Below are 26,241 nucleotides of genomic sequence, written 5' to 3'. Positions count from 1 at the left end.
GTACCGCCCTGTCGCCGTGGTTTAAACCTTTGTACCCCTTTGAGCCTTCCTATCTTCGCGGCAAAAAAAACACCGTGTTTCTCCGTGTCGCCCTGCCTCCGTGGTTTCGTCTCCCAAAAAATCCCCTTGTTTCTCCCGTGCAGCCCTGTCCCCATGGTTTAGTTAACATTTCAACCCCAACATATAAACATTTGAGTACCCTGTTTTGAGCCCCCTCCCAGTAATTTAGTTACACCTTTTACACCAAAAGTGTTAACAAACCATACTTACAGACTAAAATCGATTGCTTATGCTCCACAGACTTGCCACTTCACGGACAGGTGTATTACCACGCTTAATATTAAAACATTCCGGACGGATGTATAAAGAATATCTAACCGTATGACCATTTCACCCGTTCGGACTAATTCAGCTACAAAATCAACGCAAATTCTGCTTATGACTTTTTCAAACCACAATTGTTTACGTATGAAACCAAACCAACAATGGAGAAGGCTGCCATTTATAATATGGTGCATACTGCTTTCCTGCTGTGTGCTTATGTCGCCTTTTACAGGCAGCGCGCAGCAATCAAATACACATAAATTAACAGGTAAGGTTGTTTCTAAAGCAACGGGAGAACCGATAGTGGGAGCGAACGTTTCTGTAAAAGGTTCAACTCATACCGCCGTTACTGATGCCAAAGGAGAATTCTCCATCGATGCAAAAAAGGAAGACGTCCTGGAAGTATCCTTCCTGGGCTTTGGAGTAAGACGCATGCCCGTAGGCAGCTCCACATCAATCATGATTGATCTGGCTGAAGACTACGGAAAACTGAGCGAAGTAGTAGTTGTTGGTTATGGCAAAATGAAGAAAACTGACCTCAGTAGTGCGCAGGTTTCTGTTTCTGCCGCAGATATCAATAAAACAGTCAACACAACGTTAGAACAGGCCATACAGGGTAGGGCCGCCGGTGTGTATGTAACGCAAAATTCAGGTCAGCCAGGTGGCGGTTTATCTGTAAACATCCGCGGTATCAGTACGCTAAACGGCGGAACACAGCCACTGTATGTAATAGATGGCGTACAGGTTCAGCAGTCGGAAGATGTGGGTTATGGAAGCAGCAGTTCTGCCAACCAAAATCCGCTGATCGCCGGATTGAATCCTTCTGATATTGAGTCCATCGACATTCTTCAAGGTCCTTCAGCTACTGCCATTTATGGTTCCAGGGCCACCAACGGCGTTGTGCTTATCACGACAAAAAGAGGAAAGGCCGGTCAGCTTAAAGTGGGCTATAATTATATGTACTCACACCAGGATAAGCCTAACAAACTCGACATCATGGATCTTCCCCAGTACGCTACCATGGAAAACGAGATCAGGCGCTTACAAACCGGCGGAACCGGCAGACCTGAATTTGCCGATTCATCGATTCTTGGCCCGGGTACTGACTGGCAGAACGCCTTATATAAAGGTGCGCCTATGCAAAAGCATCAGCTTAACTTAAGCGGAGGCTCTAACAACACTACATTTTATTTATCCGGTGAATATTTTACGCAGGAAGGTGTGGCCATTGGCTCCAAGTTTGACAGGGGTTCGGTTCGTCTGAACCTTGACAACCAGGCACGCAAATGGCTGAAACTAAGCGCTAATCTTGCATTTAACCAAACCAATGAAAAACTCGGTACTACCAGTGAATCCGTTATCAGAAATGCCATTCAGATGCCGCCCAACATCGCGGTTAAAAATGCTGACGGAAGTTGGGCCGGCGCTGATAATACCAACAGTCCCGGTTCTTCTCAGCTGCAGTTCACACCGGTTAATCCTGTGGCAATTGCCAGCCTTGTGCAGAATAACCTGAAACGCTATAACGGTTTGGGAGGCATTTCTGCAGAGATAAACATATTGAAAGGACTCACCTTCCGCACCAGCCTTAACGCTAACGCGAGCTGGAGTAACGGAAGTTATTTCATGCCGTCCTACAAAATTGGCGTAGTGGCAACAAACGTGGCAAAGCTGGATCTGAGTAACTCAACAAGCACATACTGGAACCTGAACCAGATGTTGCAATACAACACGAAAATTGGCAAGCACGATATTAGTGCAATGGCCAGCCACGAGGCGCAGAAAAGTCAATATTCAGGCATTTCTGGTTCGCGCCAGGGCTTCGTTTCAAACGATGTTGTTTCACTTCCACTTGGCAATGCCCAGGGACAGACCAACAGCAGTTACAAAGGCACCTGGGCCATGGAATCATATTTCGCTCGCGTAAATTATACTTATGATGATAAATATATTATTCAGGGCGCAATAAGGGCAGATGGTTCCATCAACTTTGCACCGGATAACAGGTGGGGTTATTTCCCCTCAGCGTCAGCTGCATGGCGCGTTTCAGAAGAATCATTTATGCGTCAGCTTACCTGGTTGAATGAATTTAAAATAAGAGTAGAGACAGGTTTAACCGGCAACCAGGGCAGCGGCCAGGGTTACCTCGCACCATTATCAGCCGTAACTACCCCTTTTGGAACCGGCTTCATGGTAAGCAAGTTTGCCAATCCTAATGTAAAATGGGAGAGCACCCAGACAAATAACATTGGCTTTAATTTAAGCATGTTGAAAAACAGAATTCAGTTAGAGGGAGATTATTATATCCGCAAAACATCCAACCTGTTAATGGGCTTGCCTGAGCCTGCATACATGGGCACATCCGGGCAAGGCTCAATAGGAGCTCCCACAGTAAATATCGGAGCACTTGAAAATCGTGGATGGGCGTTTACATTGAACACAGTAAACATTACAGCAAAATCAGGCTTTACATGGAGAAGTAATTTAAATATTTCCGCTTTCAAGACTAAGATCACCAAGTTCTATCAGCCAACGGCGGTTATTGACAGGCAGGTTTGGTCGATTTCTAATGGTGATGGTATTGGTTTTATTGAACGCTCCGCAGTTGGACAAGCTCCCTGGTTATTTTATGGCTATGTTCAGGAAGGCATATTCAAAGACAAAAAAGAAATTGAAGCAAGTGCTGTTCCTGTTAAGTCCGATGGTGTTACCAGACTGGACGCAGATCCGGGTGGTGTTTGGGTTGGTGATATCAAATACAAAGACATGAATAAAGATGGCATTATTGATTACCGGGATCAGACCATCATTGGTAATCCATGGCCCAAATTCACGTATGGGTTTACCAACACCTTCAGCTATAAAGGATTTGATTTGAGTGTTCTCATCATTGGCTCACAAGGCAACGATATCTACAACCAGCTTCGTTACGATAACACCAATCCTAATAATATAAATCTTGGCCGTAACCTGCTGGCTGAAACATTTAATTATGCACGACTTGCAGGTGATCCGCTTAACCCAACCTTAGCAAACCCGGGCACCGTTATTCCAAGGATCAGTAATGGCGATCCCAATGGTAACTATAAAAGATATGCCAGCAATTTTGTTGAAGATGGCTCATACCTCCGCTTAAAAAACATAACACTCAGTTACAACGTACCGAAGAGCATTTTGAACAAGCTGAAAGTAATACAGGGCATACGTCTGGCAGCAGGCGTTCAAAACCTCGCAACCATAACTAAATACAAAGGCTACGATCCCGAGATCGGCGCATTTACAGGAAGAGACGTTTCATCAAGCAACCAGGTGTATGGAATTGACGCAGGTCGTTATCCGTTAACACGCGTGTACACTTTAAACATCGGAGTGGATTTCTAATTGAGCCATTATTAAACGTGAACAAAATGAAAAAGAAAAATTTATATATAGTCGCTGCGCTTTTCCTCGCCGGATCTTTGGGTAGTTGCAGCAAAGCATTCCTGGAAGTAAAGCCGGAAGACAGTATTGTGGATGCGAACTTTTATCAAACCTCTGACCAGGTACTGGCAGGAAGTGCTCCGTTGTATAACAAGGTTTGGTTTGATTATAATGACAAGGCATCGCATGGTATTGGCGATGCAAGAGGCGGTGTTTTATTCTCCGGATCTTACCAGATTGACAATATCCAAATGAAGACGACTTCTGTTACGCCTGAAGTAAGCGCTTCATGGCAGTCATTCTTCAACGTGGTCGCACAATCAAACAGCCTGATCATCAACGTTGAAAAATATTCGGGAGCAGGCGTTCCTGAAAATGTTAAACAACATGCGATAGCCGAAGCACGCTTTATGAGAGGTCTTGCCTACAGCTTTTTGGTTGAGAACTGGGGGCCGGTGCCCATCATTACAGACAACAGTGGTTCCTTGCTTGATACAAGCATTACGAGAAACACGGTGGAAAGTGTGTGGCAGTTTATCTTGCGCGACTTGCGTTTTGCTTCAGAAAATCTTCCTGCATCACCCGTACAGAAAGGACGTTTAACGAAATGGGCAGCAGAGGGTATGCTGGCAAAAATGTACCTGGTGCGTTCAGGTGTCGGACAAACAGGTACGCGAAATCAGAAAGATCTTGACAGTGCTAAAATTCTTGCACAGGATGTAATTACCAACAGCGGGGCATCGCTCATGCAGAACTATGATGATCTCTTCTTAATGAAGAACAACAATAACCAGGAAAGCCTTTTTGCACTGCAATGGAAGTACGATGGAGATTGGGGTACGCAAAACAGTGTGCAGGCATATCTCGCCTTTGATCCAAGCATTACAGGTTTTGGTGATGGCTGGGGCGGTGATATTGGTGCTTCTATGTACATCATGAGCATGTATGAAAATTTTGACAAGCGCCGCAAATCGACATTTATGTTCCCCGGTGATCATTATACTAACATTCACCAGGGTGTTCCTGACCCCAATGATGCAAAGAAAACAATTGAAGTATTGTTAGATGTTCCGGTAAGATCAAAAGACGAAAATCAAATTCAATATGGGGCACGCGCGTGGACAAAGAAATATGTAGTAGGCAGACCTTCTGATAATGATGGAAAAGTACTTCAACAACGCACTGAAATTAACACATACATGCTTCGCCTTGCTGACGTGTACCTGGTATTAGCTGAGGCAATATTGGGCAACAACAATTCCACCAGTGATGCTACTGCCTTGCAATTCTTTAACGCGGTACATCAGCGTGCAGGCCTTGATCCCAAAACTGCTATTACGGCTGATGATATTTTTAAAGAAAGATTCCTCGAGTTTGCGATGGAAGGTCAGGCATGGTACCAGATTGTGCAGTTGCATTATTACAATCCAACAAAAGCTGTACAGATCCTGAATAGCCAGGACAGGGGCTCTTACAGGATTTATCCCAATGAGCTGACAAATGCCACTTCATGGAAAATTCAGTCAGATCAAAAAGCTACTTATCCTGTATCAGAAGCAAATTTTTATTTGCCGATCCCATCAACAGAGATGACGATGGCGCCCAACCTGGCGAAGCCTCCGGTTCCATATCAATTTTAAGCGGCTGATAAAAATGGCGCAAAGAAATAATCAAACGAATCTTAAACGATCTGCGCGATCAATTTAAAAGATAAATTATGCAATATCAAAATATCATCTTCCCTAAAAAAATAAGCCACTTACTGCTTCTTTTGTGCGGAAGTATGGCGTTCTTTTTTTCCTGTAAAAAAGATAACCTTGACATACCTGTGGCGGCAGGACCTCCTTCAATTGAAAGGGTAAGATTGACTGATCCGAAAACAACCGATAGCAGCCTGAGCCAGGCAACATTGGGAAGTACACTTGCTATTGTTGGTAAGAATCTTGTTGGTGCGACGACCGTTGCATTTAACGGTTATGTGGTTGATGTAAACCCCGTTTATGCAACGGATCAATACCTGGTGATAACGGTGCCCGACTCTGTGCCGACCGTTGCAACCAATCCAAACGTTCCTGATGAACTAAAAGTGACCACACCCAAGGGTGAAGCAGTTTACAAATTCAAGATATTGCCGCCTCCTCCAGCTATAGATCAGATCAGTAATGAATATGCGAGAGCCGGTGAATCTATCACGCTTTATGGGAAATATTTCTTCTTTGTAGATAGCATATCTTTTCCCGGAAGTGCAGCTATAACAACAGGTTTTACCACATCAGCAGATGGAACATCTTTAACCGTAACGGTCCCTTCCGGGGTGACTCCCGCGACCGGCGGCATTTTTGTAAAATCGCAAAGCGGATGGTCTGCAGATACACGCGAAAACAAATTGTATGATCATTCAGGAATTGGAATGACGCTTGACTGGGATACCAAAAATGACGGGGGCGGAATATTGAATTTCGGATGGGGCCTGGATGCAGGTAAAGCTGTAATGAATACATACCCTGGAATCAATGCGATCGACAACAATTTCGCCATGATCAACATTAACATTCCTGCTAACTGGGGCTGGACAAATGATAAAGTAATTGACATGGACAACTGGTCCGGCACTAACGGCGGCAAGTTGTTTCCTCAGACTCCTGCAGATAAGTATGACGGAGAAACACCACTTGCGAGTTATGATCTGAAGTTTGAAATGTCCACATTGCAGCCGATAGGGGAGCTCATACTACAATTATCACAAGGCGACTATGGCATTAACCTTCCGCTGAAAAACTTTGTAAAAAGCGCCGACGGCAAGTGGTACACGGTTTCAGTAAACCTCGGAAAACTGGTTAACGGTGGTGGAAATGCCCTGAATAAATACAAGGATCTGAACAACAGCCAGACAATGCGTATTGTGATCTCGAATGGAACAACAGCCGATATCCGCGCAACAATGGCAATAGATAATATCAGGATAGTAAAAGTGGCAAACTAAGCTGTATGCTATCAGGAATCAGGTAACAGGTTATCAGGTATCAGCGATCGGGGTACAGCCTATCTGGGAGGGTAGCTGTATCTTATCCGGTGATAACTGGCAAACTAATTCATCGAAATTGATCATGCAGGCAGAGGCTTAAAAACAAACGCGCTTAAACCTGCAACTGATACCCGATACCTGTTACCTTTTTTCTGAAAGCTGACGCTAAAACTGGTACCTGATACCTGACACCTGAAGGCTTAAACTCAATCTATGTACAGCTACAAACACAAAGTCTATTGTTTGTTACTGCCAATGATATGTATAACCACATTGAGTTATTCATGTAAGAAGAGCAATACAACCAATAATAATAACAATGGCGGCGGAGCAGATACAACTGTAACCATTCCCGCTGCTGTTGACCCTCCACCAGCAAATACGCAGGGATTTTTTATGGATGACTGGGCTGCGAAAAATTTTACCGTGCCAACCTGTACGATGATGGAAAAACCCGGTAATCCGGCTGTTACCATTGATATAGATGCGACAAATGTTGTTACCAAAATATCGACCAATCTTTTTGGCAACAATGCCAACCCATACATGAGTCAGATTGTAACGGAGCCGGCTTTGCTAAATAATATTAAACAGCTTCATCCTAAAATCATAAGATTCCCGGGTGGAAATATCAGCAGCGTTTATCTATGGAACGCGGCCAAAGGTGTAGTACCGGCTACCGCTCCGCTGAAAATAAAAGATGCTAACGGAGCCAACATTGACGCTGGTTACTGGTTCGGAAAAAATGAAGAGGGTTGGACATTATCGGTCGATAATTATTATAACACTTTACAACAATCCGGCAACGAAGGCATGATCACTGTTAACTATGGTTATGCCCGTTATGGAACCGGAGCTGATCCGGTTGCAGATGCAGCACACCTTGCTGCTGACTGGGTTCGTTATGATAATGGCAGAACCAGATACTGGGAAATTGGCAATGAAAGTAATGGCACCTGGCAGGCTGGCTATCGTATTGATGTCTCACAGAATAAAGACGGACAGCCGGAATATATCACCGGTGAGTTATATGGCAAACATGTAAAAGTGTTTATTGATTCCATGCGTAGAGCCGCACAGGAAATTGGCAAGACAATTTACATCGGATCTCAACTGCTTGAAACTGCACCTGCATCATGGCAAACGCCGACTGATCAAAACTGGAACAACGGCGTGGTTAAACAAGCAGGGAGTGCAACTGATTTTTATATTGTGCATAGTTATTTCACACCCTACAACACAAACTCAAAAGCTGCAGACATTCTTAACGCTGCATCGTCAGTACCAAAAAACATCATGACATATGTCACAGGAAATATTGCTTCAAACGGCGGAACCGTTAAGCCCATTGCTCTGACAGAATGGAACATTTTTGCGACAGGTTCCCTGCAAATGGTATCTCATGTTTCCGGAATGCATGCGGTAATGGTGTTGGGAGAGTTGATGAAGAACAAGTTTGGCATGGCTTCGCGATGGGATTTGTCAAATGGTTGGGATAATGGAAATGATCATGGTATGTTCAATGCAGGCGATGAACCGGGTGGAGTGGCCAAATGGAGCCCGCGTCCGGCATTTTACCATATGTATTATTTCCAGAAGTATATGGGAGACCGGTTGGTCAATTCAACATCGTCTTCAACCGATATTGTCTCATATGCCACTACCTTTTCATCCGGGCAAAGTGCAGTCGCTATTGTAAATACGGGTACCGGCGACAAAACAGTCACGATTAATTTGAAGAACTTTAAATCAGGCGAAAAATACTATTGGTATACACTTACCGGCGGCAATGACAATGGTGAATTCTCAAGGAAAGTGTATATTAATGGTATTGGTCCTTCAGGCGTTTCAGGCGGCCCGGATAATTATACATCCATCCAGGCAAATGCCGCGATGGTTAAAGATGGCATCAGGATGCTGGCTCCGGCGAGGTCGGTTAGCTTCGTCGTTGTGGAGAAGTAAGTTGTAAGAAAGCCCAAAGCCTAAAGCTTAAAGCCTAAAACCAGGGTGAGTTCTTAGTTGTAAGTTTTATGACAGAAAGGATGTTGTAGCTTGTCTTTTCGAACTCAAATGCAAGACTATGATCACGATGTTTACAGGTATTTTCATAAACGTACAACGTATAACTTACAACGTAAAACTCGAGTGTCTTATATTGGGAATAACAGCACCGTTGCCGGCTTTATGCCGGTGACGGTTTCTGAAAGGGAGTTATAAGTATTATGTGATACGTTGTACGTTTTAAATGAGACGTTGCAGGTTTTTATGACTGGCAAGTAAAGCCACGCTGTTAAAGATTTTCAAGACGAAAAATTACATCGCGGTACCGGCGATAGAAGGAGTTAATAGTTTATTGCTGATTGAAATAAAAATGTAGAGCCCGCCTGTACAAGGCAGTGCAAGCTGCAGTTTGGAGAGACGTTGGCGGTCCCCACAGTACTGTGGGGACGGAGGCATTCGCCCGTCCGAACGGATTCATCCGGGCGGATGTTTGCCTTAAGTTTTTCCTGCCCGACTGTCGTCATTCAGGTGGGAGTTTTTTGGATCAAGCCAAAAGAACGTTCGAAAAAATGATAATCTATAAATTACAATTTACATACGATGATTGCGAATCACGAACCATTAAACAGAAAAAGACATTTATCGAAATTGATTTTGCTTTTATTCTCGTTGCCAATGTACGTCACCGCAAAAGCTCAATCTGAGATAAATAAGATTCGCATTAACCACGTAGGATATTATACCAAAGGTCCCAAAGCCGCAATCATTATTGCACCTGTTAACAGTGATGATTTTTTTATTCTCTCCGAATCCAAAAAAGATACTGTTTTCAAAGGAAAGCTTGAAAATGAAATGCAATCAAAGAATTCGTCATTGAAGACGCGTTATGCAGATTTTTCATCCTTTCAAAAAAATGGGAAATATGTTGTAGCTATTCCCGGTTATCCCAACTCATGCAGCTTTGAGATCAAACAACATGCACAACATGCTGTAGCGGTTTCATCATTAAAAGGCTTTTACTACCAGCGGGTTTCGATGCCCCTGGAAGAGAAATATGCAGGCAAATGGGCAAGGCCTGCGGGACATCCGGATACCGCAGTGTTGATCCACGCTTCAGCAGCAACACCAAAAAGACCGGAAGGTTTTGTCATCTCCAGTCCGTATGGCTGGTATGATGCCGGCGACTATAACAAATACATTGTGAATTCAGGTATTACAATGGGAACCTTGTTATCTGCGTACGAGGATTTTACCACATACTTCGATACACTGGAAACCAATATTCCGGAAAGCAATGATAAAGTACCCGACATATTAAACGAAGTATGTTATAATTTAAGATGGATGCTCACCATGCAGGATCCTAATGATGGCGGCGTGTATCATAAATGTACCAATGCTGCATTTGACGGCATGGTGATGCCGGGTATTACGAAACTGTCAAGATATGTGGTGCAAAAAGGAACAGCCGCCACACTGGATTTTGCAGCCGTAACGGCCCAGGCTTGCCGCATCTTTAAGAAGTTCGACAAGCAACTGCCCGGATTAAGTGACAGTTGTCTGAAAGCTTCTCAATCCGCTTGGCAATGGGCATTGGCTAATCCGGCTGTTGCATATAACCAGGAAGAGATCAATAAAACATTCTCTCCCAAAATAACGACAGGTGCTTATGGCGACAAGCATTTTGACGACGAATGGTTTTGGGCAGCCAGCGAATTATTGGCTACGACAAAAGACAAGCAATATTATGCTGTAGTGCAGCAACACATCAATACTACAATGACACTTCCTTCATGGAGCAACGTGCAGATGCTTGGGTACTATACTTTGCTCCGCAGAAAAAATAATCTGGCTGCTTATTCAAATGATATTGCATTTGTGAGTAAACAATTAATTGCATTTGCTGATGGCTATCTGGAGCCCGTGCAGGCTAACGCCTTTAAAACGGTAATGGGCAGATCGCCAAAGGACTTTAACTGGGGTAGTAATTCCAATGCAGCTAATCAGTCTATTATTTTGATCAATGCCTGGCTTCAAACACGCGATAAAAAATATCTTACCAACGCACTTTCCAATCTTGATTATATTCTTGGCCGGAATGCTACTGGCTATAGCTTCGTAACAGGCGTAGGTTGTAAAAGCACCATGCATCCTCATCATCGTCCTTCTGTTGCGGATAATATTGCAGCTCCTATTCCCGGCCTTTTGGCAGGCGGTCCCAATCCCGGTCGCCAGGACGGCAGCAAATATGAATTCACAGAACCGGAGACAGCGTATGTTGATATTGATCCCGCATATGCCAGCAACGAAATCGCCATCAACTGGAACGCACCGCTTGTATACATCGCCAATGCCTTCGAAGCACTCGCGCCTCAAGCCGGCTGGTAAAACCACGGAGGCACGGGCGACAGGGAGAAACACGACGGATTTTTTTTGAAACACGAAGACACGAAGGACGCAAAGCGGCACGAAGAAACAATACCACGGAGGCACGGAAGACACGAAGAACCACGACGGACTTGTCTGAAACACCAAGACATGAAGGACGCAAAGCGGCACGAAGAAATAAAACCACGGAGGCACAGAAGGCACGGAGAACCACGACGGACTTTTCTGAAACACGAAGACACGAAGGACGCAAAGAGGCACGAAGAAAATAAAACCACGGAGGCACGGAAGACACGAAGAACCACGACAGACTTTTCTGAAACACGAAGACACGAGGAACACAAAGAGGCACTAAGTTTTTTAAATCACTTTTTGGTCTAAAGTATCTTTGCCACTTGCAGTCTTAGTGGCAAAAAATTGCTGTGTTTCGCCTGTGCCTTCTGTGCCGCCGTGGTTCATAGACTTTGTGCCCCTTCTCGTCTTTGCGTCTTTGTGGCAAAGATCTCCGTGTTTCGTTCATTCGCCGTGCCTCCGTGGTTCATAAACTTTGTGCCCCCTTCTCGTCTTTGCGTCTTTGTGGCAAAGATCTCCGTGTTTCGTTCATTCGCGGTGCCTCCGTGGTTCAAAAAAATCACGATATTGCATGCTCTCAACGCAACTGCATATGAAAAAAGTCTTATTCCTCTTTTTACTATTCATCATTTTTCAATCACTTCACGCACAACAAACCGTCAGGCAATACATCTCCGGTACAGATAAAGACCACACCGTTCAATGGGGTTTTTTCTGCACTAAAGGAAACAACAGTGGTAAATGGACCAAGATTGCCGTGCCATCCAACTGGGAGCTGCAGGGTTTTGGTCAATACACTTATGGCCATGATAAAGACAAGATCAATGAACAAGGATTATACAAAACCAGCTTTACGGTTCCGGCATCATGGCAGAATAAAATAGTAAAGATCATCTTTGAAGGAGCCATGACAGATGTGGAAGTGAAAGTCAATGGCAAGTCATGCGGACCAGTTCACCAGGGCGGATTTTATGAATTCAGTTATGACATAACCAGTCTTGTAAAATTTGGCGCAACAAATAAATTAGATGTTACAGTTAGTAAAGCTTCATCAAATGCCAGTATAGAAAAAGCTGAAAGGGGAGGAGACTTCTGGGCTTTTGGCGGAATTTACAGACCAGTCTATCTCGAAGCTCTACCTCAAACACATATAGAGCGTACCGCAATTAATGCAACAGCTGACGGAAATCTTGAAGCTACAATCTTTCATAACAATACAAAACCGGGCGACGTTATACAAGCCAAGGTACAAACGCTTAACGGAACAGTTGTTGGAAAATCTTTTACTGTATCGTTGGCAGGCAATGAATCTATATTGACGCAATCATTTGATCATATTCTTTTATGGAATCCCGAACAACCCAATCTCTACCAGATCACTTTTAATCTTATAAGAAACAACTCAATCATACACTCTGTAAACCAGCGTTTTGGATTTAGAACTGCAGTTTTAAAGCCACATGATGGCTTTTATCTCAATGGAACAAAAGTCGTCTTCAAAGGTGTTGACAGACATAGCGAGTGGCCAGCCAGCGGAAGAACCTTAAGCCGCGACATTCACTTAATGGATATAGGCCTGATAAAGGACATGAATATGAACGCGGTCCGAATGAGTCATTACCCACCAGACAGACAATTTCTTGATCTATGCGACTCATTGGGACTGATGGTACTCGATGAATTAACCGGCTGGCAGGCAGCATACGATACAGTCTCAGGCAAAAGATTGGTGAAGGAGTTGGTGACCCGCGATGTTAATCATCCAAGCATTGTTATTTGGGATAATGGTAATGAAGGTGGCTGGAACCGCGCTTTGGATAATGACTATGCGTTGTATGATCCGCAAAAGCGACTGGTGATTCATCCGTGGGAGAAGTTCAACGGCACAGATACCAAACATTACCCGGACTACAAGTACATCGTTAATGAAAGCCTTTATGGCAACGATGTGTTCTTTCCGACAGAATATATGCATGGACTTTATGATGGCGGCCATGCAGCAGGTCTGGAAGACTTTTGGGAACGCATGCGCACGTATCATGCAAATGCAGGAGGCTTCTTATGGGCATTTCATGATGAGGGTGTTGTCAGAACAGATATGAATGGCATGATAGATTGCCACGGAAATCACGCACCTGACGGTATTATTGGTCCGTACAGGGAAAAAGAAGCAAGTTATTATGCCATCAAACAGATCTGGAGTCCGGTTTATATTTCTACGAAAACATTGTCTGTTGACTTCGACGGAAATCTGCTTGTTGAAAACAGATACCATTTCACCAACTTAAGTGACTGTAAATTGAAATGGAAGCTGGCGAACTTTTCTTCGTCAAAGGGGAATGAATCAATGACCAATTGGGTTGATTCTGGTTTCATTAACATGCCATCCATTTTGCCAGGAGAGAAGCGCTCCATACCATTACCCGTGCTTTCAAGTCTGCCAAAATCCCAGGCGCTATACGTTACAGCCATCGCCAAAGACGGCAAAGAAATTAGCACCTGGAGTTGGCCACTACAAACTGCAATACAGGTAAATAAAAAACTGGTAACCAATACATTAAACACTGCTACCGAAATAAAAAATCACGATAAGTTATTGCAGATCGTATCCAACAACATTACTTATACCTTCGACACAACTTCCGGGTATTTACAAAAAGTAACCAATGCTTCAGGCAAAGAGATTTCATTATCGGGCGGACCATCAGCAGGCCCGGATCAGGTGAAACAATCATTTGATCTAACGAAAAATCAGGACACTGTTATACTGGAAATATCTTATTCCGGCAATGGCTGGAGCAAGATGTCGTGGACTTTCGCGCCGGGCAAACTGCCGAAGCTTTCATACAAATACGCGCCAAAAGGCGAACGGGATTTCATGGGAATTACTTTTAATTATCCTGAAGAAAAAATCACGGGGATGAAATGGCTCGGCCGCGGACCATACCGCGTTTGGAAGAACCGCCTGCAGGGAATGCAGTTCGGTGTGTGGCAAAAAGCATACAACAACACAGTTACCGGCGAGAACTGGAACTATCCAGAGTTCAAAGGATACCATGCCAATGTGTACTGGACAACCATCCAGACCAAAGAATCTGATTTTACCATTTACACCAATAACGACAACGTTTTTCTTCAGATGCTGGTTCCGCAAAAGCCAAAGACAATGACAAATGATAATGTTACTCCGGCATTCCCAAATGCATCGCTTGGATTCATGAGCGCAATTCCTGCAATTGGAACTAAATTTCAACAAGCCACATCCATGGGCCCTGAAAGTCAGAAGAATATGTTGTTAAATAATAAGCCAGTGGAAGGAGAGCTGTGGTTCGCTTTCTAGTTGTACGTTATAAGTTTTACGTTATACGTTTAAGCCCTTGTTGGCTTCATGTATTATAGAAGAGAGTTTTACGCCACGCACGCAACGAGGCAGCGGCGCGGCGTTTAGCTTTGTGCACATTTCGGCGCGTTGGCGCTCCGTGGTTCAAAATTCCCTTATGGTTATCCGTGCCGTCAGTGTCTCTGTGTTTCAAAAACCCTTAGCACTTCTTTGCGCCTTAGCGTCTTAGCGGCAAAAAGTCTCAGCGTTTCTCAGTGTCGCGCTGTCTCCCTGGTTCCACCCAATTTAACGGCTTTTTATAAAACTTTCCCATTGTTCATTTTGTAAGGTTGTTTATAATGGTATTTTTGCCAGCATTAATATAAAATTATGGGTTGGATCATTTTTATTTTATTTATAGTAGGCTGGCACGTTGGACTTTATGGCATGTTTAAAAAAGCAGGCATAGAACCCTGGAAAGCACTCATTCCTTTCTATAATACCTGGTACATCGTTAAGCTTTGCGGTATAAAGAAATTCTGGTTCTGGATGCAGCTGATCCCAATCGCAGGTCAGTTTGTAACCATCTGGATCACCATCATATTCGTAATGCATTTCGGCAAGTTCACTTTGTGGGAACATATCCTAACAGTATTTGTTCCATTCATCTATCTGCCATATCTCGGTTTTTCGGATGATGTAAAATGGGGAGGCCCTGAAGTAGTGAAGCTTTACAAAAAATCTTCAGCCCGCGAATGGATTGACGCTGCAGTTTTTGCAGTTGTAGCAGCGACACTGATCCGAACGTTCGTTTTTGAAGCCTACGTCATCCCGACGGGAAGTATGGAAAAAACGCTCATGATCAACGACTTTCTTTTTGTAAATAAAATGAGCTATGGTCCGCGCATTCCGCAGACACCCATTAGCTTTCCATTTGTTCATAATACGCTGCCGTTCAGCAGAACCGCGCCATCTTATGTTAAGTGGATTCAATTGGATTACAAGAGATTACCAGGCTTTACTGAAATTAAACGTAATGATGTAGTTGTATTTAATTTCCCCGCTGGTGATACCATTATCAATGAACCGGACTATCTCAGTTTGAGGCCGTATTATGATGTTTTGCGCGCACAGTATGGTGGCGACCGGAACAAGCTTTTCGCTGAGCACGACGTGATCGTTCATCCAATGGATAAAACGGATAACTACATTAAACGTTGCGTGGGCATGCCTGGCGACAATATCTTTATAAAAGAAGGAAGACTTTACGTGAACAATCAGCCGGCATTTGTAGCACCAGACGCTCAGTCAGATTATATTGTAACTGTAAAGGCGCCATTCTCTAACGAGTATCTGCACGATGTACTTGGCATAAAGATCACTGAAGACGGTCCGGATGATGCTGATAATTTCATGCCTGTCGCTCAAAATACCTTCAACATCAACTGTACTGAAAGCATGCTTGCTAACCTGAAAACACAGCCAAATGTGGTAAGCATTGAGCCAAACAATGAAGCTACCGGAACTGTTAACCCGCAAATGTTTCCGTTCGATACAAAGAATTTTCCTTGGAACGCTGACAACTTCGGTACGTTGCATATACCTAAAAAAGGAGAAGTTGTAACATTGAATAATAACAATATTTCCTTGTACAGAAGAATTATAACGACTTATGAAGGAAACACATTGGAGGAAAATAACGGCCAGTTCGTGATCAATGGAAAGCCTACAAATACATACACGCTTAAGTACAATTACTATTGGATGATGGGTGACAATAGGCACCGCAGCCAGGACAGCCGTTTCTGGGGATTTGTTCCTGAAACACATGTTGTAGGCAAAGCGTCGTTGATCTGGTTTAGCTGGAATAACGGGCCTCGATGGAAAAGGATCTTTAAATCAATAAAATAATCAGGTAATCAGATTCAATAAATTAAAAGCCAATCAATTAGATTGGCCTTTTTAATTCAAATTCTCTGAGACTGAATCAATCTGAGGCGTTGGACAGAAATCTCGACTTGTAAGCTGAACGCTTTTTATATTCCCAAAAACAGAATGAAAACGCAAAAAATAGTTTGATCAAAACAGTCATTCGCGAGAGTATTTCAAGGAATCTGTTTGCCCGTGATAAACAATTTCGCGCCACTTGGAATTTAAAATTCCTCAACGAAGGCTTTGCAAATTTGTAATGATTCCGTTGTGACCAATTTATCGAGCCACGCAATTACGTTCCAGGGCAATCACCTGAAGACACAGGCGGAAACCAATGATCACAAGCATTTGAGCCACATGCAGTTCTTTTTAAAAACTATATTATTTTCCTATAATTTATATTATGTTAAGTAATAATTTTGAAAACACCCCTCGTAGGCCGCTTCAGTCAAAATTCTGCTAGCCATAGTCTGATTGTTAATTCCACTTCGCATCTCCTCATTCCTGGTTTGATATTCTTTTATTAATAACCCCAGCTTTCAGCTTGTGCGAGATACCTGCAAACGTCTTAAGCCTGCACAGCTGAACTTGCACGATGACCGCCGGTTTGTATGCAGCGATGCCAATGCACGTGGCGTATCAACAACATAGTGATCGACTCGAGCTTTTTCTATGCTTTCGAAAAGCCTCACTTGTTGGTGCGCTTACTCACCAACCTGCCCTGCACACCAACAACGACGGTCACGTTTCTGTGCCAGAGGCAAAAGGATTGACTATTCTGGCGGATGTAAATCACATAAATTTCCAACATACCGATCTATCAAAAAGAAGGATACAATTATTGTAAGAAGTATCACAGCTACTATAATTATTGTTTTTCGATTCATTTACTTGCTTGTTGATTTGGGTCAGGCACTGCAGATCGGCTTTTTACAATACAATGTACGGCTCGTGTACTAACAACATAATCATCAACTTGCACTTTCCCATTTCCCAGCTTGCTAAATTTCCTGCCCCTTAGCTATCTCAATATTTTTTTTCAATTTACAGTTGGTTTGCATTGAAAATCAATAACTCTAATCTGACGACAATGGCGAAAACCTGAGGCCAGCATCGTACCTATAATGCCAGACTGAATACCCTTAACTTCGGGACAGAATGTATATTCCAACACTATTTGACCGCCGTTGGTATGCAGCACAGCGAGTGGCTTACCAATAACATGATCATCATTCCAACACTATTTGATTACGCCGTCGCAAAATTGTACCCGATCCCACTCCCGTTAGTCGGCGCATGATCTACGAAATATATCAGAGATATGATGAGTAGCCCTGCGAAAATTATAGCTGCTCCAGCACATGTGGAGTGATAAATTTGCTGCGCAGCAATTTGTTATTTTCATAACAATATTTGTTGCGCAGCTTTATCTGGCGTACTTAACAACACACTGTTATTCGTGTTGATAAATCGTTGGAAGAAACTGCTTTGCAGTAATAAAATTCTTTTGGTTGTGAAGGATGAAATTTTATTTTTGTTCCACTTTTTCGGGATGTAGCGCAGCCCGGTAGCGCGCTTCGTTCGGGACGAAGAGGCCGCTGGTTCGAATCCAGTCATCCCGACAAATAACAATTCAAAATGATTCAAAAGCTCGTAAATGATTGGTTTACGGGCTTTTTTATTCTGTTTATGTACCAAACAATGTCAAAAAAGTTCAAAAAAGTCATGAGAAAATCCATGAGACTTTTTTCAGCGCTAAATTGTCTCATGAAAACCTTGCAACTATTTTGATATCAAATCGTTACAATATTTTTGATATATTTTAGAATGATTTGATTTCATGATTTTCTCGATATGCTGGACAACAAGAAACAGCAATTTAATGATTCGGAAGAGCCGATAAAGCGAAATTCATTTACTTTTCAATCAAATTCCTATAAAGCAGCAGCACACTTGCTATTGCTTTATTCAACTATTACCTTAGACGCAAATACATTTCTCGTACCTGTGATCTGAATAAAATACACGCCACTTGACGGGTTTGCAAGTTGAACAGGTATGCCTTGTATCTTACCTACCTGCTTCACATTTTTATACATAACAATCTTACCGTTTTCATCGTAAATTTTCAACTTCAGTTCAGTTTCTTCAACATCCTTTAGCTGAATCGTAAAGGCACCCTTTGAAGGATTTGGAAATATATTGAGTTTGTTATGTCCTATTAGATTGTCTGCATCCGAGGCCATCACTGTTCCTTTTACCGGCATTTTTTGCGTTGCTGAACCAGAACTGCTAATTGTAACATTGCCATTGTATGTTCCTGCAAGGGCGGATGCTTTAACGCGGATATAAATCAATGATGAAGTTATTTCCCGTCCTATAGGTGATATTGTTAATACAGACTTATAGCCAGTATTTGGTGATAGTGAAATTTCGAAGGCCGGAGGTGAAGACAAAGTGGCATTAGCCCTCAAGAACAAACCGCTTACTGTAACCGACTGTGTAGATGAAGGCCTTCCTTGCGTTGTTGTGAACGGTTTAAGCACAGGTATGCTTATTTTTCGAATGCGATTATTAACAGCGTCCGATACGTAAATAACTCCAGCAGCATCTACCGCAATTCCTTTCGGCTGATTAAACTTTGCCAACACGCCCGTGGTGTCTGCAAAGCCTGCGGTGCTTCCGGCAACAGTAGTAACTACTCCGGCTGGAGATATTTTGCGGATGCGATTATTACCCGCGTCTGCAACATAAACATTACCATATCTGTCAACAGCAACCCCGTTAGGCTGGTTGAATTTCGCGGCATCCCCTACTTCATCCAGAAAGCCCTTGGAACCTCCCGCAAGCGTTGTAACCGCCCAGTCAGGTGTTATTTTTCTAATGCAGTTGTTATCAACATCTGCAACATATACGTTCCCGGCCTCATCAACAGCTGTGCCCATTGGCCTGCGGAAAGCTGCATTTTCACACACAGGTAATAATCCTGTAGACATTATCGGCGACGCCTCCTACCAATGTTACCTAGCAACGATAACTGTTGCGGATGAATTTGGTGCGGATGCCATTTATGTTGTTATTACACCGCAGTTTATGACACATCCTGAAAAGATCTGTACAATTTTAAAAGACCGGCCTTTTAAAACAAAACTTTTGCCTGTATTACTTGGCGGTGAAGCCATGGAAGCGGCAAAAGCCTATTTAAGATCAGAAAAAATCAATTTCTTTGAGTCAATACAGGAAGCTGTGTCTTTTTTCCCGCCATCAAATATTATGTAAACATGTTTAACGCGATCACAGTTTTACAAGTCGCAACTAACTTATTTGATTCTTGCTATTCGTCCTTTTTTCCAAAGCCGCAACGATATATATCGCTGAAATAAATTATTTCTTGCTGCATGAGACACGAACAAGAGAACACCACACTACCAGCAACATAGGGTTGTGGGCCTTTATGATCTGCCGATACATACTTGGCTCGTGCTATAATGTCCGCGTTCCTTACATCCTTCGCAGTATCGGTATGCCGAATTAGAAATTGGCCTTTTTTGTTAACCGGATATCCGAAACGCTCACCAGTTTGTACAGTGTCTTTCTGTGCTATCAATAGAAATGGTAAAGCAAATAGAATCGAGAATATTATCAGACTTTTCATTATCTAAAGATAAAAAAATGACACTTTTAAAGCATGCCGACTTCCTACTACATAATCCTTTGATGTTTATAAGTGTTTCAATGATTTCCTTAGCTATTAACTGACGAACATTCCTCGAGTTCTAAATATCGCATGTACATCATAGAAATAAAGGACAAGTAAATTAAACGACTGTATGTCCAGCTCCTTGCAAAATCGCGACTATAGCATATGGTAGTGCATGACAAATTGCAATTCCTCCACTGCATATTAGTTGAAAGCTGTTTAAGTGCTCCTCTCAAGAATCAGAAATAAGAGAACCCGGAGAAAAAGTTGAACTACATCAACGTTTTTTCTTGACTTGCTTCATTTTTATCGATTTATTATACTTTCAAACTAAATGAAGAATTAGCCTTACAAGCGGTAAAGCTAAGTCTATCGAGAATGTTTGATTTTAAATCAAGCTACAACCCCAATTTCTGTTTTATATCAAACTCACACGAAGCACGTCAAGACAAAAAACCGTCTCCTTCGTCATGGAAATTATGTTAACGCAGTAAATACTAATTGAGAATGAGTTTATGGGCGAACACGAACAATAGTTTTGCCCTTAACTCGATCGGCAGAGTTATACGTAGCGATCGCATCTTCAAGAGTAACGATGCTACCGATATTTGTTTTCAATCGTCCCTCACGGAACCTTTTCGCAATCTCAATTAATTGAGACCGATCAGCTTCGACAACAAAGTCTGTGTTTTGAACTCCGTCAACTTGTTCCTCATTCCAGCCGGTAACGGACACAAATCTTCCTCCCGTGCGAATCACATTCAGAGATCGCTTCGCGATATCGCCACCAAGTATGTCAAGCGCTAAATCGACTTTGTCTATATTTTCTAATGCATCGCAATCTAGATCAACAAACTCGTTTACACCAAAGGCAAATGCAGTTTCGCGGTGCGCGGCACGCCCGGTACCAATAACGTATGCGCCGGCTTCACGTGCGAGCTGAACGGCCATTGAGCCGACAATCCCGGCAGCCCCATGAACGAGAATTCTCTGCCCCACCTGGAGTTGGCCTTGATCAAAGAGGGCCTGCCAAGCCGTTAACCCTGGCATCACAAGCGCATTACCTGCATTGAAGTCAATGTCGTCTGGTAATGGCGCTAGATTTCGAGCTTCGATGGCCACGAATTCTGCCAATGAACCATTTCGATACCAGTCCTGAAGACCGAACACACGCTGTCCCACCGACAGGCCTGTAGTGCCATAACCAATGGCTGTTACTACTCCTGCCAACTCATGGCCGGGAATTGATGGTGTTCTGTCACGACCAGCGCGATCGGTCCAAGTCGACGGCCACGACAGCTCATCCCCAGTAATGCTTGCCGCATAAACCTGGACAACAACATCATTTATAGCCGCCACAGGCTCGGGCAGCTCAACCAATTTCATTCCGGCTAATCCTGCATTCTGATCTGTTACAACAATTGCTTTCATAATACACCTCCTTTTTTGTTAATAAGCAAACACCTGTTAGGTGAAGTGGTGTTGCTAAATATTACTGTTTTCATTTTTGTTTTTTTTAGAATTATAGTTGTCACTGGAAAGTTTAAAAAAACACGCCCAATAGTAAGACGCTGGTAGTCTTGTTTTTCGGTCTTCGGGCCCCTGAACAATTGCCAAAAATTGATGACAAAAGATGGAATAACCAGCAATGAAGCTGCGCCTGCTGGCGGTATGAACGCACTGAGAACACCCATAGCGACGGTCGGCAGCCCCATCCCGGACACGCCCTTGACGAACCCGGCTACAAAAAACGTAAACGCGATAACTAGAATATGAGACGAAAGATATTCAATCATTTGACAGAGATGAACTACTTAGATCAGATGGGGCCGGCCGCCGTAACTGCCGGATAATCATTCTCAGGGTTAAACACGTTGTTAAAAAAATTCGCCAACGAAAACATAGCGACAAGTGCGACGATTTCTATGAGATTCGCATCTGAGTAGCCAGCATCGCGAACAGCTTTCAGATCGGCCTCACTAACCTGACCGCGTGACTTAATAATTTTATATGCAAACTGCGCAGCGGCATCTCGCTTTGGGTCAGTTGCATGCCCCTTGCGAGCAAGCATAATTTCATCTGCCGGCAACCTGGCCATACTCGCCGCATAGCTATGAACGGCCAAACAGTAGTCGCAGCCGTTAACCTCGTAAACGGCCAGGCCTATAATTTCGCGCGTCTTCAAATCGAGCGCCTTGTTCAAAGTGCCGCGGAGGGTTGCCCATGCGTTGAATGCGATGGGGCTCTTTGCGAAGGTCGCCATCATATTTGGTGTAAATCCCAGGTTCCTGGTGAAGGTGTCGAGCGTTGGTTTCGAATCGGGCGGCACATTCTCCGGCGTTAAAGCATCTGTTCTTGGCATTGTAGTGTTGTTAAGTTACTAAATCAATAATTTAGATTAGTGGCAAATGAATCGCCACCATAAGATTAGATAGAACCCGCAGGTGTAACTGGCGGAAAGTCCGTTTCAGGATCAGCCATGTTGTTGATAAAATTCGTCAGCGAATACATCGCAACAAGGCCAACTATCTCGATAATATTTGCATCTGAGTAGCCTGCATCCCGTACCGCAGCGAAATCGGCATCGCTAATCTTACCACGGGTTTCAATCACTTTACGTGCAAATTGAACTGCTGCACCACGCTTAGGGTCGGTTGCGTTACCCTTTCGGGCGAGAATAATTTCGTCGTCCGGAAGTTTGGCCATATGCTTGGCAGTATAACTATGGACCGTCAGGCAGTAGTTACAGCCATTAACTTCAGAAACAGCGAGGCCGATGCTATCTCGTGTCTTTACATCCAGCGCCTTGGTCATGATCCCGAAGAAGGCAGCCCATGCGTTGAACGCGATTGGGCTGGTCGCGAAAGTCGCCATCATATTTGGAGTGAATCCGATGTTCTTGGTGAACACATCAAGAGTCGGTTTTGAATCAGCCGGTACATATTCCGGTTTAAGTGCTTCAATTCTAGGCATTGTAGAGTCGTTAAGTTTGCTTTTAAAAAATTATACTAAATCAAGAACTTCATCAATCGGACGGCGCGGCTTTTGCTTCCAGTTACCTGGGCGTTCTGGGCCTACAGACAATAACATTGCTGGTACCTCGTCCTCGACCAGTCCAAACTCGTTGGCTACCGCATCAAAGTCAAATCCTATCATTGGTGTAGAACCATAGCCGAGTGAGCGGGCCGCATAGATTATCGCAGCGGCACCGAATGTAGCGGTGCGTATCGCTTCATCGCGGCGGCGTTGGGGGTAAGCCATATATAAATCACGCGCAGGAATTTCCCATTCTGGCACCATGCTTTCCGGCATGACGCCCGCTTTCACCAACGGCTCAAGGCGACTTGGTATCACGCTGGTGTCAACCAATTGGCCAACGATAATGAAGGTAACAGCTGCGTCTGTAATCGCGGGCTGATTCCAGGCGATCGGTCGAAGACGGGCTTTAGCATCAGCCGTGCGAACAGCGATAAAACGCCAGTTTTGTAGGTGAAAAGAAGTTGGCGCGGAGGTACCAATTTTCACCAGTTCGCGGATTTGTTCGTCGGTCAGTGTAGCGGTAGGGTCATAGTACTTTGCGGCGCTACGGCTAAGAATTGTGTCAATGACAGCGTTGGTCATAATTTTAATAATAAAGTGGATAATAATTTATTTCAAGTAAAATTATGCCACCAGTTGACGAGCTTAGCGGACCAGATTTAAAATGTATCGGGGACCAGTTAGGATTTATAACGTTATTGACATTTCATTTAGAAATGAGCAGAAGTATCACCCTTTCTACCAATAGTTAGATTCGGAATTGTCAGTTGGTCTGTCATGCGATCTTGAATCAGGTCAGCCGCTTCGTTTGGACCGAAGCCTCAAACTTAGTCATAAAAAAGAGTGGGGAACCTACGATGGATATGCTTGCGGAGATTGGAAACAAAAGATAAGAAGTGTTGTACATATTTACGAACGTAACCTCACAGTTCAGGATGTGATTTTTCTAAGTACATCAACAGCAAAATCTATTTCCTGTTCATTGACCGCCGCAAATCCAAACCGAACAGCATCATAGGGTAAATCTTTCCCTTTAAAATAAGCTCGCCCGGAAAATTGCAATCCCCAAGCGGCGGATCTATTAATTATATTGGCGAGCTGATATTTTTCATTAAACTTCAGCCAAAGAGCCATTCCTCCTTGTGGTTTCTTAAAATCAACAAGATGGCCTAATTCATTGGCTATGAGGTTTGCAGCATAATCGCACCTATGTCGATAGAGTTTGTTTGCTTTCATAATAAACCTTGAGAACTCACCACTTTCCATAAGCGACGCAATTATTTCCTCCATTAAAACATCACCCCTTAAATCAATTAATGTTTTTAATTTAATGGCACTACTCAAAAAATCGGGAGTTGATATTATATATCCAAGCCTGAAATTAGGACCTAATACTTTAGTCAACGAACCTATATATATTACATTGCCTTTATGTGCTCCGCTGGCAAGGGGTAAATATGGGCTATATTGATATTGAAAATCGTAATCGTAATCATCTTCAATAACGGCTAACTGGTGGGTCGCTATGATCTCCAACAACTTTGCTCGGCGTGGTGAGCTAAGTGTAACAGTTGTTGGATGGTGGTGGTGCGGAATAATATACAGCAGTTTTATTTGATTTTTTATCAATACATCCTCTAAAGCATCAACATCTGCTCCCTCATCATCTACTGGAATGGTGATTAACTCAGCACCCAATTGTCTGAAGATTGCATCTGCAAAAAAATAGCTGGGGGTAGTAACTAAAACCTTATCGCCGGGTTTTATTATCATTGCCGCAGCTATATAAATAGCCATCTGAGCGCCCCTGGTAACCATTACGTTTTCGGGCTCAATATTAAGCCCACGAGTGTCATTTAAAAATAATGATAGCGCTTCTTTAAAAACCGAGCAGCCGTCGATATTTAAATTTGATGAGGCATTTTTTAAATGCTGGTGAGTAAGGAGCCTTCGGTATTCGCTTGAGACCCTTTCTATAGGAAATATGTTAACGTCCGGGAAACCGTCATTTACAATAACCTTAAAGTCAGAGCTTATCGTTTTTAATGATGGCACATGCTCCAACTTGTCAAAAGAGATTATCGATTTAGCCTTATAACTCGATCTAGCTTTGTCTGCATAAGTTCGGGGTTTTATAATAGGCAAAAGGGTTGAGACCCTATATTCCTTTCTTTCTTTACTGATAATCCAATCCTCTGTAATTAGATCATTATAAGCAGCCATTATAGTTTTTCGGTGAAGGCCAAGTTCTGCCGCGAGTATGCGTGCACTGGGCAGTTGGCCCCCTGGTAATAGTATACCTTTTTGAATTAAAAGTACCAACTGTGAGGCGATTTGCTTGAACACGGCTTCGGTGCTTCTTCTATCGATCTTTAACAGCGTTTTAAAGGGAAGCATAAATAAACAAGACAAGGTTTTTCTTATGAGAATAATTGTGCTGGTCACTCTGAATACAAAAAACTGGTACCCCAAGTGTTAAATAGCCATATTTAAGTTTGTTGTGTGCAAAGATATCATATTCAACAAAATTTTAGTCTACGATGATTTATGCGTGACCTAAAGGAAGCTAAGATCGTTTCATATGAATTTAACAAATACGGAATGAAAAATTTACTAATCATCAATGCGAGTCCGAGAGATGAAAGATCAGTCACTAGACGGCTTACTAGTTTATTTGCTACCAAGTGGATTGAAGCTCATCCGGACTACACAATCCGCCACCGCGAAGTAGGTCGGGATGCTATACCGCACGTATCCGAATTATGATTGCTGCGTTGGCTAAACCTGCCGAATTAAGGACTGAAGTCGAAGCTAATGAACTGAAAATCAGCGATCAGTTCATTGCTGAAATTAAAGCGGCCGACGTGATCGTTTTAGGGACGCCGATGTTCAATTGGTCAATCCCAAGTGCGTTGAATGCTTATTTAGACCAGGTAATAAGAGCTAACGAAACTGTTAAAATGAGGCCGGATGATCCTCAAAAACTCTTACAGGGGTTTATTAAAGGATAAAAAAATTTAC

At 43.2% G+C, this 26,241-nt stretch carries 16 protein-coding genes and 1 tRNA gene; 11 read left to right on the top strand and 6 right to left on the bottom strand.

The window, feature by feature from the left end; translation table 11 throughout:
• The first annotated feature begins 468 nt into the window (after positions 1-468).
• From QTN47_RS10760 to QTN47_RS10725, 8 genes are all read left to right on the top strand, one after another.
• Positions 469-3,705 (top strand): SusC/RagA family TonB-linked outer membrane protein, encoded by a 3,237-nt coding sequence (locus QTN47_RS10760; protein WP_369329371.1) that lies wholly within the window; start codon positions 469-471, stop codon positions 3,703-3,705.
• 26 nt (positions 3,706-3,731) lie between these two features.
• The gene (locus tag QTN47_RS10755; RefSeq protein WP_369329370.1) at positions 3,732-5,384 is read left to right on the top strand and encodes a RagB/SusD family nutrient uptake outer membrane protein; all 1,653 of its coding nucleotides are present in this window, start codon (positions 3,732-3,734) and stop codon (positions 5,382-5,384) included.
• 77 nt (positions 5,385-5,461) lie between these two features.
• Complete coding sequence (locus QTN47_RS10750; protein ID WP_369329369.1) at positions 5,462-6,727, top strand: glycan-binding surface protein; 1,266 nt, start codon at positions 5,462-5,464, stop codon at positions 6,725-6,727.
• Between the two features lie 255 nt (positions 6,728-6,982).
• Positions 6,983-8,731: an alpha-L-arabinofuranosidase family protein gene (locus tag QTN47_RS10745; protein ID WP_369329368.1), complete on the top strand. Its 1,749-nt coding sequence runs from the start codon at positions 6,983-6,985 to the stop codon at positions 8,729-8,731.
• A 714-nt stretch (positions 8,732-9,445) separates the two neighbouring features.
• On the top strand, positions 9,446-11,158 hold the full coding sequence (locus QTN47_RS10740) for a glycoside hydrolase family 9 protein (RefSeq protein ID WP_369329367.1): 1,713 nt from the start codon (positions 9,446-9,448) through the stop codon (positions 11,156-11,158).
• A 664-nt stretch (positions 11,159-11,822) separates the two neighbouring features.
• Positions 11,823-14,570, top strand: coding sequence for a glycoside hydrolase family 2 TIM barrel-domain containing protein (locus tag QTN47_RS10735; protein ID WP_369329366.1), 2,748 nt, complete (start codon positions 11,823-11,825; stop codon positions 14,568-14,570).
• 369 nt (positions 14,571-14,939) lie between these two features.
• A complete protein-coding gene (lepB, locus tag QTN47_RS10730) occupies positions 14,940-16,460 on the top strand; it encodes a signal peptidase I (RefSeq protein ID WP_369329365.1) in 1,521 nt (506 codons plus the stop codon).
• A 1,569-nt stretch (positions 16,461-18,029) separates the two neighbouring features.
• Positions 18,030-18,103 (top strand) — tRNA-Pro (locus QTN47_RS10725).
• A 342-nt stretch (positions 18,104-18,445) separates the two neighbouring features.
• Here QTN47_RS10725 and QTN47_RS10720 read toward each other — a convergent pair.
• Positions 18,446-19,426, bottom strand: coding sequence for a T9SS type A sorting domain-containing protein (locus QTN47_RS10720; protein WP_369329364.1), 981 nt, complete (start codon positions 19,424-19,426; stop codon positions 18,446-18,448).
• On the opposite strand from QTN47_RS10720, the gene QTN47_RS10715 reads away from it, so the two are divergent.
• On the top strand, positions 19,419-19,760 hold the full coding sequence (locus QTN47_RS10715; protein ID WP_369329363.1) for a hypothetical protein: 342 nt from the start codon (positions 19,419-19,421) through the stop codon (positions 19,758-19,760). The two genes, QTN47_RS10720 and QTN47_RS10715, sit on opposite strands and share 8 nt — an antisense overlap.
• A 934-nt stretch (positions 19,761-20,694) precedes the next feature.
• On the opposite strand, the gene QTN47_RS10710 is transcribed toward QTN47_RS10715, so the two are convergent.
• From QTN47_RS10710 to QTN47_RS10690, 5 genes are all read right to left on the bottom strand, one after another.
• The gene (locus QTN47_RS10710) at positions 20,695-21,612 is read right to left on the bottom strand and encodes an NADP-dependent oxidoreductase (RefSeq protein ID WP_369329362.1); all 918 of its coding nucleotides are present in this window, start codon (positions 21,610-21,612) and stop codon (positions 20,695-20,697) included.
• A gap of 388 nt (positions 21,613-22,000) precedes the next feature.
• Positions 22,001-22,543, bottom strand: a complete 543-nt coding sequence (locus QTN47_RS10705; protein WP_369329361.1) for a carboxymuconolactone decarboxylase family protein — start codon at positions 22,541-22,543, stop codon at positions 22,001-22,003.
• Positions 22,544-22,608: 65 nt separating this feature from the next.
• A complete protein-coding gene (locus QTN47_RS10700; RefSeq protein WP_369329360.1) occupies positions 22,609-23,154 on the bottom strand; it encodes a carboxymuconolactone decarboxylase family protein in 546 nt (181 codons plus the stop codon).
• 30 nt (positions 23,155-23,184) lie between these two features.
• Complete coding sequence (locus tag QTN47_RS10695) at positions 23,185-23,802, bottom strand: nitroreductase family protein (protein WP_369329359.1); 618 nt, start codon at positions 23,800-23,802, stop codon at positions 23,185-23,187.
• Between the two features lie 348 nt (positions 23,803-24,150).
• Entirely contained in the window at positions 24,151-25,617 is a 1,467-nt protein-coding gene (locus QTN47_RS10690; protein ID WP_369329358.1) for an aminotransferase-like domain-containing protein, read from the bottom strand.
• 150 nt (positions 25,618-25,767) lie between these two features.
• Between QTN47_RS10690 and QTN47_RS10685 the strand changes: the two genes are divergently transcribed.
• Complete coding sequence (locus tag QTN47_RS10685; RefSeq protein ID WP_369329357.1) at positions 25,768-25,986, top strand: NAD(P)H-dependent oxidoreductase; 219 nt, start codon at positions 25,768-25,770, stop codon at positions 25,984-25,986.
• Complete coding sequence (locus QTN47_RS10680; RefSeq protein WP_369329356.1) at positions 25,983-26,231, top strand: NAD(P)H-dependent oxidoreductase; 249 nt, start codon at positions 25,983-25,985, stop codon at positions 26,229-26,231. The genes QTN47_RS10685 and QTN47_RS10680 overlap by 4 nt, the downstream gene beginning before the upstream one ends.
• Positions 26,232-26,241: the final 10 nt, after the last annotated feature.

Source organism: Danxiaibacter flavus (assembly GCF_041060425.1).
Classification (GTDB): domain Bacteria; phylum Bacteroidota; class Bacteroidia; order Chitinophagales; family Chitinophagaceae; genus Danxiaibacter; species Danxiaibacter flavus.
Note: the sequence above shows the minus strand (reverse complement) of the source record. Positions and strands in the feature narration are given on the sequence as shown.

Bases quoted from the DNA above. Each gene is read 5' to 3' on its own strand.
- QTN47_RS10750 (WP_369329369.1), top strand. From the start codon at position 5,462: ATGCAATATCAAAATATCATCTTCCCTAAAAAAATAAGCCACTTACTG.
- QTN47_RS10760 (WP_369329371.1), top strand. From the start codon at position 469: ATGAAACCAAACCAACAATGGAGAAGGCTGCCATTTATAATATGGTGC.
- lepB (WP_369329365.1), top strand. From the start codon at position 14,940: ATGGGTTGGATCATTTTTATTTTATTTATAGTAGGCTGGCACGTTGGA.
- QTN47_RS10710 (WP_369329362.1), bottom strand. From the start codon at position 21,612: ATGAAAGCAATTGTTGTAACAGATCAGAATGCAGGATTAGCCGGAATG.
- QTN47_RS10705 (WP_369329361.1), bottom strand. From the start codon at position 22,543: ATGCCAAGAACAGATGCTTTAACGCCGGAGAATGTGCCGCCCGATTCG.
- QTN47_RS10685 (WP_369329357.1), top strand. From the start codon at position 25,768: ATGCGTGACCTAAAGGAAGCTAAGATCGTTTCATATGAATTTAACAAA.
- QTN47_RS10745 (WP_369329368.1), top strand. From the start codon at position 6,983: ATGTACAGCTACAAACACAAAGTCTATTGTTTGTTACTGCCAATGATA.
- QTN47_RS10680 (WP_369329356.1), top strand. From the start codon at position 25,983: ATGATTGCTGCGTTGGCTAAACCTGCCGAATTAAGGACTGAAGTCGAA.
- QTN47_RS10690 (WP_369329358.1), bottom strand. From the start codon at position 25,617: ATGCTTCCCTTTAAAACGCTGTTAAAGATCGATAGAAGAAGCACCGAA.
- QTN47_RS10720 (WP_369329364.1), bottom strand. From the start codon at position 19,426: ATGGGCACAGCTGTTGATGAGGCCGGGAACGTATATGTTGCAGATGTT.
- QTN47_RS10695 (WP_369329359.1), bottom strand. From the start codon at position 23,802: ATGACCAACGCTGTCATTGACACAATTCTTAGCCGTAGCGCCGCAAAG.
- QTN47_RS10740 (WP_369329367.1), top strand. From the start codon at position 9,446: ATGTACGTCACCGCAAAAGCTCAATCTGAGATAAATAAGATTCGCATT.
- QTN47_RS10755 (WP_369329370.1), top strand. From the start codon at position 3,732: ATGAAAAAGAAAAATTTATATATAGTCGCTGCGCTTTTCCTCGCCGGA.
- QTN47_RS10700 (WP_369329360.1), bottom strand. From the start codon at position 23,154: ATGCCTAGAATTGAAGCACTTAAACCGGAATATGTACCGGCTGATTCA.
- QTN47_RS10735 (WP_369329366.1), top strand. From the start codon at position 11,823: ATGAAAAAAGTCTTATTCCTCTTTTTACTATTCATCATTTTTCAATCA.